We start from the raw sequence: 16,200 nt of genomic DNA, 5'->3' as shown, positions 1-16,200 counted from the left end.
GTTTGTGCCGGGCTATATGTACTGGACTGGCAGATTTGGTTTTACACGACTAGGTTTGTCGAGTGGTCGGTGGCACCAGTCAACTTTGCTCTGAGGCCCTGATTCCACGTTGCCGCGCCTCACCATAGCTGCTATGACTCGTTACAGCGCTTGGTCTCAGGGCTCCAGTCATCCGCACTTGAGTTAATCCGCTAGCCGTACAGGCCACTAACTTTGGGGGTGACATGCTGCATAAGACTGTTCGTTCCGTATGGCCTTTGTTCTTCGGCCTGGGCGTTATCGGCCTGTGTATCGGCGCGCAAGGCTCCTTGTTGGGCATTCGCGCCGAGCTGGAAGGCTTCGACACCCTGGCAACCGGCCTGCTCATGTCCGCGTATTACCTGGGTTTCCTACTCGGCTCCCTGCGCGCACCGGCGATTATCCAGCGAGTCGGCCATGTGCGCGCCTTCGGCGCACTGACCGCCCTGGCCTCCATGACCATCCTGGTGCACTCAGTGATTGTCGACCCCTGGACATGGGGCGTGATGCGCTTGCTCACCGGCTTTGCCGTTTCAGCCATCTACGTAGTCGCCGAAAGCTGGTTGAACCAAGCCGCCGACAACCGCACCCGTGGCCAGTTGTTATCGCTGTACATGATCACCATGCTCGCCGGGCTGTCCGGTGGCCAATTTCTGCTGAATGTCTCAGACCCCAGAAGTTTTGAGCTGTTTACGTTGATTTCAATCCTGATAAGCCTGGCAGCGATACCGATTCTGGTCACCGCCACGCCGATGCCGGCCTTTGCGGCCGCGCGCCCGGTGGGCATCGTCACCCTATACCGCGTTGCGCCAACCGGCTTGGTCGGCTCCTTCCTGATCAACGCCTGCTACGCCATGGCGCTCGGCATGGGCGCGGTCTATGCCAGCCGCATGGGCATGCGCGTCAGTGAAATATCGCTGTTCATCGCGGTATTGCTGATTGGCGGCATGTTGATGCAATGGCCGCTGGGCAAGCTCTCAGACCGCATGGATAGACGCACGGTGATCGCGGGGGCAGCCTTTGCCGCTCTGATCTTTGCAGTGGCCAGTGCGCTTGTCGGGGTGTCGGGAGGCGTGGGTTATCTGCTGCTGGCGTTGTTATTCGGCGGCAGCTGCTTCCCCTTGCTGGCGCTGTATCTAGCGTTGACCAATGACCAGTTGGAGGCCGACCAAGCCGTGGGGGCCAGCAGCGCCCTGTTGCTGGTCGGCGGCGTGGGTGCCTCGATCGGCCCGTTCATGGTTTCCCTGGCGATGGATAGCTGGGGACCGTCGAGCTTCTTCTGGAGTCTGGCGGCGATGGCCGGCCTGATGACAGCACACGCCGTTTACAAACGCCTGACTGACCCCTTCACTACATCCACGGAGCAGTCGAGTTTCCAGATGCAGGCCCCCTTCCCGGTTGGCTCGGTGCTGATGGACCCCTTGCCAGAGGACGCCCAACAGGCAGAACCCGTGCCCCCCTCTACCGGCGAACAGTCCAGCACCTGAGGACAATCGGACCAATGATCGGCCGCTCGATGCTGCACCCTAGCAGGCCGTTGAAAAATGTAGCGAGCGACGGCGAGGACCGTACCCGCTCCTGACGGGTAACGGCATTCCCCACATCCATGTGGCTCACCAGGCGCAACGACCAACGGGAGTAACAGCCGAAGGCTGGCCCGCTGGGCGAACGAAGCGAGTAAAGCGGCCGCAACGCGGCATAGCCTAGCGCAGTAGTTTTTCAGCGGCCTGCTAATGCTCGGTGAGTTGCGCCTTCAACAGGTCGCGAAAAGTCTGCAGCAAGGGATCGCGTACCCGGCTGCGGCGCAGGATCAGTGAGAATGGCGCCTGGTAACCGAAAGTCGCCGGCAGCAATACGCGTAACTGCCCCTGATCGACCCAATGCTGAGCGTAGTGCTCCGGCAGGTAACCGATATAGGCGCCGGACAACACCAGAATCAGCTGCGCCTCCATCGACTCTACGGTCGCCGCGCTGTGCTTGAAACCGTGCCGCGCCAACTCCGACTGGCTCCAGTAGCCACGGCCGACCATACGTTGCCGGGTGATCAGCTCATCGGGAATGCGCCGCTCGCGAAACAGCGGGTGGCGCTCGCTGCAGTACAGCCAGTGCTGCTCGCGATACAGCGGCTGATAAACCAAGCCGTTCATCCGCGTGGGGCAGGCGCTGATGGCCAGGTCCAGGCGGTTCTCCAGCACCGCCAGCTGCAGCTCATAGGGACTCATCACCGATAGGTGCAGGTGCACGGCCGGATGTTCCTCGCTGTAGGCACCTATCACCTCGGCCAGCGGCAGGGCCGGGTCGGTGACGGTGGTGTCCAGCACGCCGAGGTTGAGGGTGCCACGCAACTCGCCCTTGAGCGCGGCCGAATAGCGCTCGAAGCCCTCCAATTCGCCGAGTAGACGCAGGGTTTCGTGGTAGAACAGCTCACCCTTGCTGGTCAGGCTGAAGCCGCCACGACCGCGATGGCACAGGCTCAGGCCGAGCTGGCCTTCCAGCTGGCTCATGTAGGTGCTGATCGCCGAAGTCGACAGATTCAGCTCCTGCTGCGCCGCGGCGAAACCCTGCTGGCGCACCACGCTGACGAAAATGCGCAGCAGCTTCAGATCGGGCAAGGCGTGGTTCATGGTTTCTCATCCGGTGTTGCAGAGATCAATGCTGCGCACGGCGCACCACAAGGGTCGCCCAGTGTAGGCCTGGCCCCATTAGTTTAGAAATATCTGAACTAAGTTTTTGCCCCCAGCGATTTTTCCCCAGCCCATCTTGTCCAACAATCCGACCTAACGACTATTACAACCACAACAACCGTGAGGCCAACCCGTGGACAAGATTCTGCACCAGCCCCTGGGCGGCAATGAGATGCCCCGTTTCGGCGGCATAGCCACCATGATGCGCCTGCCGCATATCCAGACACTGGAAGAACAGCGCCAACTCGACGCCGCATTCGTTGGTGTGCCGCTCGACATCGGCACCTCGCTGCGCCCTGGCACCCGCTTCGGCCCACGCGAGATTCGCGCCCAGTCGGTGATGATCCGCCCTTACAACATGGCCACCGGCGCCGCGCCGTTCGACTCGCTGAACATCGCCGACATCGGCGACGTGGCGATCAACACCTTCAACCTGCTCGACGCGGTACGCATCATCGAGGAGTCCTACGACAAGATTGTCGAACTCGGTATCATTCCACTGACCCTCGGCGGCGACCACACCATCACCCTGCCGATCCTCCGCGCCCTGAAGAAGAAGCACGGCAAGATCGGCCTGGTGCATATCGACGCCCACGCCGACGTCAACGACCACATGTTCGGCGAGAAAATCGCCCACGGCACGACCTTCCGCCGCGCCGTGGAGGAAGGCCTGCTCGATTGCGACCGCGTGGTGCAGATCGGCCTGCGCGCCCAGGGCTATACCGCCGAAGACTTCAACTGGAGCCGCAAGCAGGGCTTCCGCGTAGTCCAGGCCGAGGAGTGCTGGCACAAATCGCTGGCCCCGCTGATGGAAGAAGTGCGCGCCAAGGTCGACGGTGGCCCGGTCTATCTGAGCTTCGATATCGATGGTATCGACCCGGCCTGGGCACCGGGTACCGGCACCCCGGAGATCGGTGGCCTGACCACCATCCAGGCGATTGAAATCATTCGCGGCTGCCAGGACCTGCAGCTGATCGGTTGCGATGTAGTGGAAGTGTCTCCGCCCTACGACACCACCGGCAACACCTCGCTGCTCGGCGCCAACCTGCTCTACGAAATGCTCTGCGTGTTGCCCGGCGTCCAGCGTCGCTGATCTACGGGCCTTTTACTCAAAACTGGGCGCCGAACGGCGTCCAGGCACTGCATAAAAACAATTAAGGTGCTGCAATGAATCACGACGAAACCATGCCACTGCTGGACGACCAACCGCCAGCGTACAGCTCCTACAGCCTGCGCCAGCTGCTGATCTTTCTGATCCCCTCGCTGCTCGGCGTACTGCTGTTTCTCACCCCCATCGTCTACGACGGCAAGGTCACCATCGGTCTCGGCGTCATGGCCGACGCCCTGAAAACCTCGCTGAGCGCTTGGCTTCCGGCTATCGCCACCGGGCTGCTGCTGTTCTCCGCTGCCCTCGGCCTGCTCGGCTCGGTCCTCAAGCCGCGCTGGCTCACCCAACGCCACGCGCTCAACGAACTGTTCAACCTGCACCCGCTGTGGCTGGTCCTGCGCGTGCTCGGTGCAATTTTCGCAGCCATGACCCTCTGGCAGTTCGGTCCAGAGTGGATCTGGAATGCCAATACCGGCGGCGTGGTGCTGAAAGACCTGGCACCGGTGCTGATCACCTTCTTCCTGGTCGCAGGCCTGATCCTGCCGCTGCTCACCGATTACGGTCTAATGGAGTTCTGCGGCACCCTGGTGCGCAACGTATTCCGCAAGGTCTTCGGCTTGCCAGGCCGTTCGGCCATCGACGCCATCGCCTCCTGGCTGGGTTCCGGCACCGTGGGCGTGCTGATCACCGCCCAGCAGTACCACAAGGGTTTCTACAGCGCCCGGGAGGCGGCGGTAATCGCCACCAACTTCTCCGTCGCCTCGATCGCCTTCAGCCTGCTGATCACCAACTTTATGAAGCTCGATCACCTGTTCGTGCCCTTCTACCTGACGGTGGTGGTCGCAGGCCTGGCCGCGGCGATTATCACCCCGCGCATACCGCCGCTGTCATGGAAGAAGGACGAGTACGTCGCCGGAGTCGGCAAGCAGATCAATGAAGACGTCCCCGCCGGCACCTCGCTGCTGCGCTGGGGCGTCACCCAGGCAGTCAAGCGTGCTAACGCCAACCCCTCGCCGACGCAGATGGCCAAGGTCGGCGTAAACAACGTGGTGGACATCTGGTTGGGTCTGCTGCCACTGGTCATGGCCATCGGCACCGTATCGCTGGCAATTGCCGAATACACCCCGATCTTCAACTGGTTGTCCTACCCCCTGGTACCGCTGCTGGAACTGCTGCAATTGCCGGAAGCGGCCAAGGCGGCGCCAGCCATGCTGGTGGGCTTTGCCGATATGTTCCTGCCAGCGGTACTGGGCAAGGGCATCGAGAGCGAACTGACCCGCTTCGTGGTGGCCTGCGTGTCGCTGACCCAACTGATCTATATGTCGGAAGTGGGCGTGTTGATCATCAAGGCCAAGCTGCCGCTGAACCTCCTCGAACTGTTCGTGATCTTCATCATCCGCACCCTGATCACCCTGCCGATCATCGCGCTGATGGCGCACTGGATCGTCGGCTGACCGTCCCGCCCCCTCTCCGGACTGGAGAGGGGGCGCTGTTTCCCAAGCTTATTTTCTCCGTCAGGTACTCGCCGGAATGCTTTGCCGCATTGCCGCGCCAGCCCCTAACCCGCCCCGCAGTTACGCGAGGGGCATCCTGCCAGACCACAAGATCAACAATAACGCGGGAGAAATGACCGGATCCCTTCTGGGTCACGACACCCTGAGTAGTTCGCAGGCGAAGAGCATGAAGTTTTTCGCCACCTTCGCCCTCTGACTCGGCGCCAACATGGTGCTCACCACCATTCTGACCGGCATGCTGCTGGTTCCGGACCTGGATTTTCGTGACTCACCGCGCACGGCCGTCTGCGCCACCTACCTGGGCTACTTCACCGCCACCCTGCTAGCCATGACCCTGGGCGCGGCAGTATCGGGCCTGTCCCTGCGTAACACATCGAGCAGACGTATGACCCGACCCAGCGGCTCAGCCACTTCGGCTTCGGCCTGCCGGCAGCCCTGGTGATCTTCCTCTCGGTAATGACCACCAACATCATGGCGATCTACAGCGCCACCCTGTCGGCGATGAACCTGACCCCCCGAAATGAAATTCTGGAAGCCAGCCCTGACGATCGGCCTGGTCAGTGTCTTCGGCGCCCTGATCCCAGGCATCCTCGACCAGCTCCAGAACTTTCTGATCATCATCGGCGGCCTGTTCATTCCGGCCTTCGCCGTGATGATCTGCGACTATTATTTGATTGATGCCAGCAGCTACAACGCGGACCTGCTCAGTCAGAAGCAACAGACGGCCTACCGACGGCCAAGTTTGCCTTCGCCGCCTACCTGATCGGCGCCGGGCTTTCTACTTACTGGGCCCTGCTCTCGCCGCTGTCCTTCGGCTCGTCGCTGCCAGTGTTCATCATCACCGGCCCGTTCTACTGGGCCAGCGTCAAGCTCCTGGTGCTACCCGGCACGCAGCAGAGCCCCCAGCAAACCTCGAAAGGCTGATACCCATGCGTTTGATGATTGCCCAGACCGCTCCACAAAGAGAGCAAATCCCGCACAACCTCGACGAGCTGGAGGCGCTGTGCCTCCAGGCCAAGGAAGCCCAAGTCGATCTGTTGGCGCTGCCGGAACTTGCCCTCACCGGCTACCTGATCTTCGATCGCCTCGATGCACTTGCCGAGCCGCTCGATGGCCCGCTACTCACCGAGGCGGCCCGATTGGCGCGCCGCTATGGCCTGCACCTGGTCTTCGGGGTTGCCGAAAAGGCCGTGGACGGCATCTACAACAGCGCCGTGCTGCTGGACGACCAAGGCACGCTGCTGGGCTGCTACAGGAAGATGCAGTTATGGGCCGATGAACACGGCATGTTCACCCCCGGCGAGACACCGTTGGTAGTGGACACGCGTCTCGGCCGCATCGGCCTGATGATCTGCTACGACAACGAGTTCCCCGAAGTCAGCCGGGCATTGGCCCAGCAAGGCGCCGAGCTGATTATCAGCCCCACGGCCAACATGGTGCCGAATGCCAAGCGACAACAACTGCAGATCACCTGTCGCGCCCTGGACAACCAGGTCTTCGTCGCCTGCATCAACCGCAGTGGTCAGGAAGACCACTTGCAGTTCTGCGGCCATAGCCTGGTCGCCGACCCGGACGGCGAAGTTCTCGTGCAACTAGTGGACCAGCCCGACAGCGCCATCCTTGACCTCGATCTCAGTCGTTGCCAGGAGAGCCGCAAAGCCCAGGATTACCTGCGCGACCTTCATCCTCGACTCAAGCTGAGCCGATCACCCATTAATCAAGCAGAGACCTAATCGCACCTTATGAGCCGAGCGCAACCATGAAAATCGTCAGCCGTGACCAATGGTTCGAAGTGCAACACCGCCACGACGGCATCTGCCTGATCCACGAGCCCTATGTGCGGCCGTTCTACCGTTGCAACCTGTGGCATGTGCAGGGCCGCGACCGCGATGTGCTGATCGACTCCGGTTCCGGCCTAGTCAGCCTGCGCGAGCAATTACCCTGGCTCACCGAGCGGCCGTTGCTGGCGGTGGCCAGCCACACGCACTTCGACCATATCGCCGGGCACCACGAATTCCCCGAGCGCCTGGTGCATCCCGCCGAAGCAGACATACTCGCGGCGCCGACCGGGGCCAACACCCTGGCCACGGACTTCGTTGGCGATGAGATGTTCGAGGCGCACCCGGATTGCCCGCTGTGCTACGCCGAGTACCGGGTCAAGGCTGCGCCCGCAACTCGATTGATCGAGGAAGGTGATGTGCTGGATTTGGGCGATCGGGTATTGCAGGTGCTGCATACCCCGGGTCATTCACCAGGCGGTATCAGCTTGTGGGAGGCGACGACGCAGACGTTGTTTTCCGGCGATATTCTCTACGACGGCCCGTTGATCGAAGATGCTTATCACTCGAACCTGCAGGATTACGCGCGAAGCCTCGCCCGGCTGCGCCAACTACCGGTACGCAACGTATATGGCGGGCACTTCCCGAGCTTTTCCGGGGAGCGCATGCGCGAACTGATCGAGCAATGGTTCAACGATCACCCGCAGCTGACCTAGCTTGGCTCCGACCCACCTTAATCAGCGGTTGCCGATAAGCGGCCTTGGTGGGCTAAAGCCCACCCTTGCTGAAATATCAGCGACGTCGACGCGGCGCTTGCGGGCGGCGCTGGTCGTCGTCGCGCACAGGCACAGGTTGCAGTTTCGGCCGATCAAGCAAACCCAAGGCAACCAGCAGGTCGTGTAAGGCGTTATGCAGCTTGGCGATCATGGAATTTCCTCCTGCCAAGGACTTCGACAAGGCGCCCGAATGCGCCTTATCTCAGAGTAGATTAACCCTAGCGCAATTGCCGAGGCTTGATGCAAATCAAATCGTCCTGAAGCATACCGGCTGTCGGGCTGGGCAAAAACCAATGGCAGAGACCTCGGCCTTTGCCTGCTCCCTATTCAATCTGCTCGGCTTTGCGCCGGTAGGGGAATACGTCGATCACCTTGCCTGCGCGAATCGTATCCTGCAGGCTTTTCCAGTAATCGGCGTCATACAACTCGCCGTGCAGCTGGTTAAACAAGCGGCGCAGCTTGATATCGGCGAACAGGAACGGCGGGAACTCCTCGGGAAACACGTCCAGCGGCGCCACCGAATACCAGGGTTCGGAGGCCATCTCATCCTCCGGGTAGCGCGGCGGCGGGATATGCCGGAAATTGGCTTCGGTGAGGAAGCAGATTTCGTCGTAGTCGTAGAACACCACTCGGCCATGGCGGGTCACGCCAAAGTTCTTCAGCAGCATATCGCCGGGAAAAATATTGGCGGCGGCCAACTGTTTGATCGCCAGGCCATAATCATCGAGCGCTTCGCGCACCTGGGCTTCGCTGGCATTTTCGACATACATGTTCAGCGGCGTCATGCGCCGCTCGGTCCAGCAGTGGCGGATCAGCACGGTATCACCGTCGACCACGACGGTCGACGGCGCCACCTCCAACAGTTCAGCCAGACAATCCGCCTCGAACTTAGCCCTGGGGAAGCGAAAATCGGCGAATTCCTGGGTATCGGCCATCCTGCCGACCCGGTCGACGCGCTTCACCAGGCGGTACTTCTCGATCACCGTATTGCGGTCGACGTTCTTCGACGGCGCGAAACGGTCCTTGATGATCTTGAACACGGTATTGAAGCCGGTCAGGGTGAACACGCTCATGACCATGCCGCGCACGCCGGGGGCCATGATGAACTTGTCGTCGGTGCTCGCCAGGTGGTTGATCAACGCGCGATAGAACTCCGACTTGCCGTGCTTGTAGAAGCCGATCGAGGTGTACAACTCGGCTATATGCTTGCCCGGCAGGATGCGCCTGAGGAAGCCGACGAACTCAGCCGGATAGCCGACCCGCACCATGAAATAGGACCGGGTGAAGGAGAAGATGATCGACACCTCGGCCTCATCGGTGATCAGCGTGTCGATCTGGATACCCCGGCCCTCGCGGTGCAACAGCGGAATCACCAGCGGCCATTGTTCGTCACGGGTATTGATGCGCCCGACCAGATAAGCGCCCTTGTTGCGATACAGGCGCGAGGAGAACAGCTCGATACGCAGCTCCGGATCCTTGCACACCCAGTCTGGCAAGTTCTCATGCATCTGTTTGATCAGCCGCGCCAGGTCCCGCTCGACGTTTTCGTAAGCCACTTCGAAACGGTAATCCTCGAAGATCTGCCGCAGCGCCTGCTCGAGATTGCCCTGGGGTCGATAAATCCGGGTCAGCGGCGCCGGAGCATTGGCGCGTAGCGCCGGGCGCGTGGTGTGAATGAACATGCAGCCATCGTTGATCTGGTCATGGCTGAACAGCCCGCAGAAGATCGAGTTGTACCAGGTTTCCGCTAGTTCATCGTCGCAACGCACGTCGATCAGGCTGATGCAGGCCGACTTGACCAGCGGCCACTGCGCCACATCCAGCAGCACCTCAGCCGGGTAGGCCTTGCGCAGGCGCTTACTGACTTCGCTGACGAATGCTTCGTAAAGGGCGATACGAGCGGCCGCAGCTTGCTGGATTTCCTGCCACTGCGCCTGCTCGAAACGCTCCCGGGCCCCATTGGTGATCTGACGGAACTGCTCTCGATAGTCGTCAAAACCGTCGAGGATGAGCGTGGCGATAGCGCTGGCGGGCCATTGCTGCGGCATGGACAGACCTCTAAGTAAAAAATGCACCGACGGGATGAACTGCCGAGCTTAGCCAGTGGCTGTCCCGAGGAACAACCGGAAAAACGCCTAACTGGGTTTATCGCGGCGAAATAGTGTTGGCTGGCGAATTTAAAAGCCACTTCCGCATTGCCTTGCCCAGCATGCCCGGCAACACTGCTCACCCCTACCCGACTTGGAGTTCGTCGTGCGCCTCGCCGACCTGCTGCGCCTGATATTGCTCGCTGCCATCTGGGGCGCCAGCTTTCTATTCATGCGGATCGTTGCCCCCGTGCTCGGCAGCATGCCGACCGCATTCTTCCGCGCCAGCCTGGGCGCCCTCGGTCTCCTGGCGATTTTGCTGATCATGCGTGTGCAGTGGGACTTTCGCGGCAAGCTCAAGCACTGCCTGCTGCTCGGGGTGACCAGTGCCGGTCTGCCGTCGGCCATGTATTGCCTCGCGGCGCTGGTGCTACCGGCCGGCTACTCGGCGATTTTCAACGCCACCACGCCGAAGAAATCGGCAGTGTTATGATGATTTTTTAATCTTCGGTAATCGTCATGCCAACGGCATTCAGCTATATCCGGTTTAGTAGTGCCCAACAGCAACATGGCGCCAGTTTGGCTCGTCAGGAGGACATGGTCGGAAAGTGGTTGGTAGCCCACCCCGCGTATCAGCGAAGCACTCAACGCTTCGAGGACTTGGGGATTAGCGGTTACAGCCGCAAGCATCTGGATAATGCTTTCGGTCGTCTGCTGGCTGCTATTGAATCAGGTGTGATCAAGCCGGGTGACTGCGTTCTGATCGAAGCTATCGACCGAGCTGGGCGCCTCGCCCCATCCATCATGCTCAACCTACTAACTGACATTGTGAACGCTGGTGTGTCCCTTATCAGTCTTGACGATGGCGTTATTTACGATAGCGATCCGGCCAAGTCCAACAACCTTTTCCTTCTCGTTGCCAAGGTGCAGCAGGCCCACCAGTACAGTGACTCCCTGAGTCGACGCGTGAAAGACGCATACGCCCGTAAGCGTGAAAAGGCTGCTATGGGTGGTGGTGCCAAACGCCGCACACCACTATGGTTATCGTCAGAAGGCACACTAGTTGAAGACGTGGCCCCGTACATTGTGCAGATTTTCCAAGACTACGCTGACGGCATTGGTGAACGTCGAATTCTCACTCGCATACGTGGTCAGCATCAGCTATTGGACAACCTGAATCCAACCACTATCAAGAAGTGGCTCAAGAACCCTACTGCGATTGGCCGTTGGAACGACATCGAAAATGTCTATCCCGCAGTGGTCAGTAAAGAGCTGTGGTATCGGGTGCAAAAGCGTTTGACTGATGGGTCAAAAATCAAATCGGCATCCACCAAGTACCTGCTATCTGGGCTGGTGAAATGTGGACGTTGTGGGAAAAACTTCGGAGTAGTCAACACGAAGAAATCACCTGCTGCGATGCTCTGTATGGGGCGCCATCGGTTGGGAGATGCTGGTTGTTCCAATAGCCGTTCCATCCCTATGCACGTCCTAGACTTCGTCCGCAGTCAGACAATGTACGGGGCAATGCAGCGTGCAGCCGCTAGCCAAAACCTAACATCAGGTGAGAAGCGTTTAATAGAGATTGAAGGTGAGTTGACCGAACTACAACGTCAGTCTGCCAACCTTGCTGACTCCCTTGCTGAGTTCGGGATGCTGGCGCCAATCCGTGCAAAGCTGGAACAGGTGACGGCTTCAATACAGAAGCTTGAGCAGGACAGGGCATTACTCAAGACTGCACCAGCGCCAGCGACCTTAGGGGACATGATCGACCTACAGCACACGTTGATGGATGACGATGAGCAACGATTGAACGCGCTGCTGCAAGGAGTGGGATACGCCATCATCTGCGACGGCACCACAATCACCGTGGATGAGCCGCACCTTCAAACCAAGGGAGAGTGTCAGGTGTACGAGTACAAAGGTTCCCATCGTGCTACGGAAACGTACAGGGTGATTGAGAACAATCACACTGAGCATCACCTTGACATGCCCAACTCCAAGCTCGTGGAGGCGATGATTGCTGAGTTTGAAAACACTCCGATCACTCAGACACTACGTTGGAACGGCACTGAGTTTATCGAGGTTGTTCAATCTGACGAGGGTGTGGTCGCCATGGGCTCGCAGGAGGCGTTTTGATGGTGTTGGTAGTGTCATTTGGCTGGCTGGGCATAAACGTCGCCCACGCAGCTACACAGGCGCCCGCAGAAGGCTTCGGCCCATTGCTGGGTTGACCTCTGTTCGTTTATGTACGCTGTCATCCCCTAACCAACATCAAAAACCGTCAGAAACCATCGATAAACCCGAGCAGAACCTCCACTGCTTGCGCCTTGTACAGTCCATCAACTTCCGTTACATCCAGTGTTTACGGGCTTTGATGGCGGTCTAGGCTAAGCAGGATGCTTTCTCTCACACTGGAAACTGGTTTATGCAAAATGGCACTGAGCTATCGGGCTCTTGAATAGCGCTCCGAACAAAATCCCAACCACACCTAAACGCTTTCCGCAACTATACATTGACAGACGGACCTAATCCGTGAGATGATGGCGATCTGCTTTCAGTGAGCAGACAGACAATTAAGAAGCCTCTACGCGACCACGGTGCGGACAAATCGCCCAGAAATCGCAGGAGGTTTTTTAACGCCTGAGTTTTGGCTGACCACCACCTGACGGTCATAGCAAATCATGAGAAGTCCCATGACAAACGCAACCCAAGCAACACCAACGTTGAGGTCGACGACATCGAATAGCTGAGTCCCCACTCCTCCGTAGCGAGAAGAATGACGAGCCCCGATGCCGACCTTGAGTCGGTTTTTTAATGCCCATTTTTCAACACAACGGAGGTAATAACATGCAACAACACAGCATCAATGACATCACCAGAACGATCCTCGTAGCCCCTTGCGTGGCTGGAGTCCACCTTGACTACAGCCTTGGCGAAGAATTGCCGCTTTTCGCTCCCCCACTGGACAAGCCGCTGACCTACGGCGTCGGCTATAACTCCGCCCCCCGACGTAAGGCCATGGGGATGCCCTACTTCAAAACAGGAAAGGGAACGCCGTACAAGGCTTGGCACAACATGATGCGGCGAAACTACGGGTCCGATGATCCCACATACCATGGATGCAAAGTCTGTCTTAAATGGCACGACTATCAGGAATTCGCACCTTGGTACTCCGTACAACCATATGCTTTCGAAGCTGATGCGGAGCTGGACAAAGACACCTTGGACCAGTTGAACACGGTGTACTCAGCCGAACATTGCTCGGTGATTCCAAAACTGATCAACCAGATTTTCAGGGACACGCGGAGTCGTCGCGGGAAGCTGCCTATCGGGGTAACAGTAGCATCAGGCGGTGTCGGGGTTCTATCTACCCTCTCAATGTTCGGAAAACCTGTCGCACTGGGGGCGCACCATGACATCACGGACGCTTTCAGAGCATACCAATCGGCTCATCGGGCGTACTGCAATCAGTTGGCGGACATCTACGAATCAAAACTCGATGCGCGCGTGATCCAGCGACTCCGTACATGCTCCCGTCACATCCGGGACTGAATTACGCCCCACCCAAGTACAACCGCAGGCCAACGCCTGCGGCAACCATACCTAACGAGGCACACGCCTATGACAAGAACTTGAAAACAGGAGAAATACCATGGCAAAGAGCAAGGTAACAGAAGAAACCCGCCTGCAAGCTGCACAAATGCGTAGCGAAGGAAGGAATTACAAAGACATTGCGACAGACCTTGCGACGCAAGGCGTAACGGTAGACTGGTGCAAACGGAACCTATCCACCATCGCGATCTACGACACCCTCTATTTCCTGATGGAGGAGATAACCCCGCTCGCAATACGTCCTGAGGGCATCGCTCGACTCCAGTTCTACAAGCTCATCAAGAACGCTTATGGCATTGTTCCCGGCGAACAAATTCCAGAGGCGATTGAACGCAAGGTTCGCAGGTCGCTACCTGTAGAAGCTTTCATTCGTCCAGACTGGATGGACCCGCAATCAGCAGTAGCCACTCAGCGAGCCATTCTCGAAGGTACTATGATTCTCATGGACCGCCTCACCGAACTGACAACAGAGGTGTGTGCCCAGTGCCCCGGTGCATCACCTTGGCACGTACAGGACTACATGCTGAAGCAACTGACCGGCGATTATCCAGGCGGTCCGCTGGTACAAGGTCAGCACATGAGCCAAGCAGTGGAGCGTATGGTGGAGCGCATGCCCCAAACAGCAGGTTATGAACGCTCCCCGCTTCCTGAAGACCCCGAGTTTGATGAGCTTTGTGTGTAACCGCACCTTTTGTCGTGAAGATATATAAAAGGTGCACAAGTGCAATTACACACTCAATACGATGATTACCCCAGACGTTGACGTCTGAGTGGTATAACCCTTGTCGAAGACGATAGTCGTATCGTCCCGATTCTGGATCAGCACACCAATATATATAGTAAAATCAACACACATCTACGCTCTTGCTCTTGATCTGCCCCACCGAAGGTGACGTGCAATAACTGTCAGCATCCGCTGACGGAGATATTACTGAATACGTCCGTATTCGTTTCTGCACCAACAAAAAGATCAAGATCAAAGGCAAGAGCTGGATGTGTATAAATTTCATTATATTACTGGAGTACATCCCAAGGAATGCTGGCGGTCACGCCATAGCTGTATCTACTTGAAAGCTCATGCTTTCGGTGCAATGACTTCAAGCGTAGCTTGAGAGGGAATACAGCTTAAAGCTCCGCTTTAGGTTTCGCACCATAAGCAAGATCAAGAGCAACAACGGAGCTGGATTCGTATATTGTATGTTTATTTAATATGTTAACAATAACCAGTGCAATAGTCTTAAAGGTGTACTGCTTAGAACGTACGTTCTCGTGCGTGCTGATCTAGCAAGGTGAGTGCAGCCGTAAACTCCGTTTACCAAGGGCTGTCTAGATTACCCTGAATAACCATACATATACCATGGATTAACTCAGTGCATAATCAATTGCAGGCAATCCTATTAGGGTCAGCCCTCAGTAAACTCAGGGTGCGTGCTAAGCAAAGGGTGCTTTCACCCACCAAAACCGTTTTTTGAATTTTTCAATCGCAGCCAGTCCTAGTCTTGAGGCGGGCAAGGTGCTTGCAGACGGATTGGAGTTATCGCAATCAGCCCTGCTGGAAGGTCAGCAACCCTTCATCGTGCCACCCTACCTCACAACGCCAAGTCAATAATCACTATCAATGCAGTAGCACTCTGCGATTGCTCATTCTAGCGACCGATCCGACTTGCAACGATCTCCAAGCAGCGTGCCCGCAACTCATCCCGGTCAACGCCAAAATGGACTTGGCGATGGGCACCCGCAGTTAAGGCTATGACGTTCTCCACCGTATCAGGGCCACCCTCTGAAAGAGGAATGATGTGATGGGTTTCCAGATAAACACCTCCATTCGCCATCAGAAAGCCGGGGACTTCCGTTAGCTCACAGACACCTCCTGACCGTTTCAATACCCGCCGACGAACGCTAGGATCACGATACCGTTGCACGCCGTTGTAGGTGTATGTATCAGGCCGTTCATCAGTAGCGAACTGATCTACAACGTCTGCATCACTGCTCATGCCCACACCCGGCTCAACGGGAATCTCTTCAATATCAGTCGTTCTGAGGCTGGCATTCACTTGATGGCGATTGCCGCGAACCAATACGAACGCCCCAGTGTCATCATCAAACGACTCGACGAACCATTTTTGATCATCTAACTGGCGCCCAATCGCTCGATCATGCTCTGATCCTTCATCTTCCTTTTCACGGACTGGCCCCGAGACGATGACCACTCGAACATCTCTCGCATTCACGTGAGCCAGCTCAACGGTTGAACTGAAATGCTGTGCACGATTGATGCGTGGGTCTTTGATCGTACGGCTTCTGTTTTTTGGGTCTTTTTCAAGCTGACGGATCAGCGTGTCGCCATATGCCCTCAGGTTTCCAACGAAACAAACACGTCCTTGGCTATCGACATCCATTTCTTCGAACCAAACACACAACAGCGATATGCGTCCATCGCCGCTGCGGAAAGACCATTCATAGCAGTAGCCACCATTTGATTGAGGTTGGGACACTGGCTTTCCGTCTTTTTTCCTAATCCCCCACGCCTGGACATCAATACCCGCGTTTTGAACGCAGTCCATAATCATCGATTTGCTGGTAGGTCTTAAATTTTCCGGTGCAGTACCCATTACCAATTCCC

The 16,200-nt window shown here is 57.6% G+C and carries 14 protein-coding genes and 1 pseudogene; 11 read left to right on the top strand and 4 right to left on the bottom strand.

Annotated elements, in window-relative coordinates:
• Nucleotides 1-224: 224 nt before the first annotated feature.
• Nucleotides 225-1,505 (top strand): MFS transporter, encoded by a 1,281-nt coding sequence (locus VCJ09_RS09315; protein ID WP_324734079.1) that lies wholly within the window; start codon nucleotides 225-227, stop codon nucleotides 1,503-1,505.
• A gap of 243 nt (nucleotides 1,506-1,748) precedes the next feature.
• Here VCJ09_RS09315 and VCJ09_RS09310 read toward each other — a convergent pair whose 3' ends face one another.
• Nucleotides 1,749-2,642, bottom strand: coding sequence for a LysR family transcriptional regulator (locus VCJ09_RS09310; RefSeq protein WP_324734078.1), 894 nt, complete (start codon nucleotides 2,640-2,642; stop codon nucleotides 1,749-1,751).
• A 193-nt stretch (nucleotides 2,643-2,835) separates the two neighbouring features.
• On the opposite strand from VCJ09_RS09310, the gene speB reads away from it, so the two are divergent.
• From speB to VCJ09_RS09280, 6 genes are all read left to right on the top strand, one after another.
• Complete coding sequence (gene speB / locus VCJ09_RS09305) at nucleotides 2,836-3,795, top strand: agmatinase (RefSeq protein ID WP_324734077.1); 960 nt, start codon at nucleotides 2,836-2,838, stop codon at nucleotides 3,793-3,795.
• A 74-nt stretch (nucleotides 3,796-3,869) separates the two neighbouring features.
• Nucleotides 3,870-5,264: a YjiH family protein gene (locus VCJ09_RS09300; protein WP_324734076.1), complete on the top strand. Its 1,395-nt coding sequence runs from the start codon at nucleotides 3,870-3,872 to the stop codon at nucleotides 5,262-5,264.
• 268 nt (nucleotides 5,265-5,532) lie between these two features.
• Entirely contained in the window at nucleotides 5,533-5,766 is a 234-nt protein-coding gene (locus VCJ09_RS09295) for a hypothetical protein (RefSeq protein WP_324734075.1), read from the top strand.
• A gap of 78 nt (nucleotides 5,767-5,844) precedes the next feature.
• Nucleotides 5,845-6,087: a hypothetical protein gene (locus tag VCJ09_RS09290; RefSeq protein WP_324734074.1), complete on the top strand. Its 243-nt coding sequence runs from the start codon at nucleotides 5,845-5,847 to the stop codon at nucleotides 6,085-6,087.
• A 166-nt stretch (nucleotides 6,088-6,253) separates the two neighbouring features.
• The gene (locus tag VCJ09_RS09285) at nucleotides 6,254-7,057 is read left to right on the top strand and encodes a carbon-nitrogen hydrolase family protein (protein WP_324734073.1); all 804 of its coding nucleotides are present in this window, start codon (nucleotides 6,254-6,256) and stop codon (nucleotides 7,055-7,057) included.
• Between the two features lie 26 nt (nucleotides 7,058-7,083).
• Complete coding sequence (locus VCJ09_RS09280; RefSeq protein ID WP_324734072.1) at nucleotides 7,084-7,818, top strand: MBL fold metallo-hydrolase; 735 nt, start codon at nucleotides 7,084-7,086, stop codon at nucleotides 7,816-7,818.
• Between the two features lie 76 nt (nucleotides 7,819-7,894).
• On the opposite strand, the gene VCJ09_RS09275 is transcribed toward VCJ09_RS09280, so the two are convergent.
• Both VCJ09_RS09275 and aceK read right to left on the bottom strand, forming a co-directional pair.
• Nucleotides 7,895-8,029 (bottom strand): PA1414 family protein, encoded by a 135-nt coding sequence (locus VCJ09_RS09275; RefSeq protein WP_256573147.1) that lies wholly within the window; start codon nucleotides 8,027-8,029, stop codon nucleotides 7,895-7,897.
• 172 nt (nucleotides 8,030-8,201) lie between these two features.
• Nucleotides 8,202-9,926 (bottom strand): bifunctional isocitrate dehydrogenase kinase/phosphatase, encoded by a 1,725-nt coding sequence (aceK, locus tag VCJ09_RS09270; RefSeq protein WP_324734071.1) that lies wholly within the window; start codon nucleotides 9,924-9,926, stop codon nucleotides 8,202-8,204.
• Nucleotides 9,927-10,131: 205 nt separating this feature from the next.
• On the opposite strand from aceK, the pseudogene VCJ09_RS09265 reads away from it, so the two are divergent.
• The 4 genes and pseudogenes from VCJ09_RS09265 to VCJ09_RS09250 form a co-directional block, all read left to right on the top strand.
• Nucleotides 10,132-10,437, top strand: a pseudogene (locus VCJ09_RS09265) (EamA family transporter); the annotation flags it as partial.
• Between the two features lie 47 nt (nucleotides 10,438-10,484).
• Nucleotides 10,485-12,101, top strand: a complete 1,617-nt coding sequence (locus VCJ09_RS09260; RefSeq protein WP_324734070.1) for a recombinase family protein — start codon at nucleotides 10,485-10,487, stop codon at nucleotides 12,099-12,101.
• A gap of 711 nt (nucleotides 12,102-12,812) precedes the next feature.
• A complete protein-coding gene (locus VCJ09_RS09255; RefSeq protein WP_324734069.1) occupies nucleotides 12,813-13,517 on the top strand; it encodes a hypothetical protein in 705 nt (234 codons plus the stop codon).
• A gap of 100 nt (nucleotides 13,518-13,617) precedes the next feature.
• Nucleotides 13,618-14,259, top strand: a complete 642-nt coding sequence (locus VCJ09_RS09250; RefSeq protein ID WP_324734068.1) for a hypothetical protein — start codon at nucleotides 13,618-13,620, stop codon at nucleotides 14,257-14,259.
• A gap of 964 nt (nucleotides 14,260-15,223) precedes the next feature.
• On the opposite strand, the gene VCJ09_RS09245 is transcribed toward VCJ09_RS09250, so the two are convergent.
• Nucleotides 15,224-16,189, bottom strand: coding sequence for an HNH endonuclease (locus tag VCJ09_RS09245; RefSeq protein ID WP_324734067.1), 966 nt, complete (start codon nucleotides 16,187-16,189; stop codon nucleotides 15,224-15,226).
• Nucleotides 16,190-16,200 lie beyond the last annotated feature (11 nt).

The organism is Pseudomonas paeninsulae, assembly GCF_035621475.1.
Taxonomy (GTDB): Bacteria; Pseudomonadota; Gammaproteobacteria; order Pseudomonadales; family Pseudomonadaceae; genus Aquipseudomonas; species Aquipseudomonas paeninsulae.
Note: the sequence above shows the minus strand (reverse complement) of the source record. Positions and strands in the feature narration are given on the sequence as shown.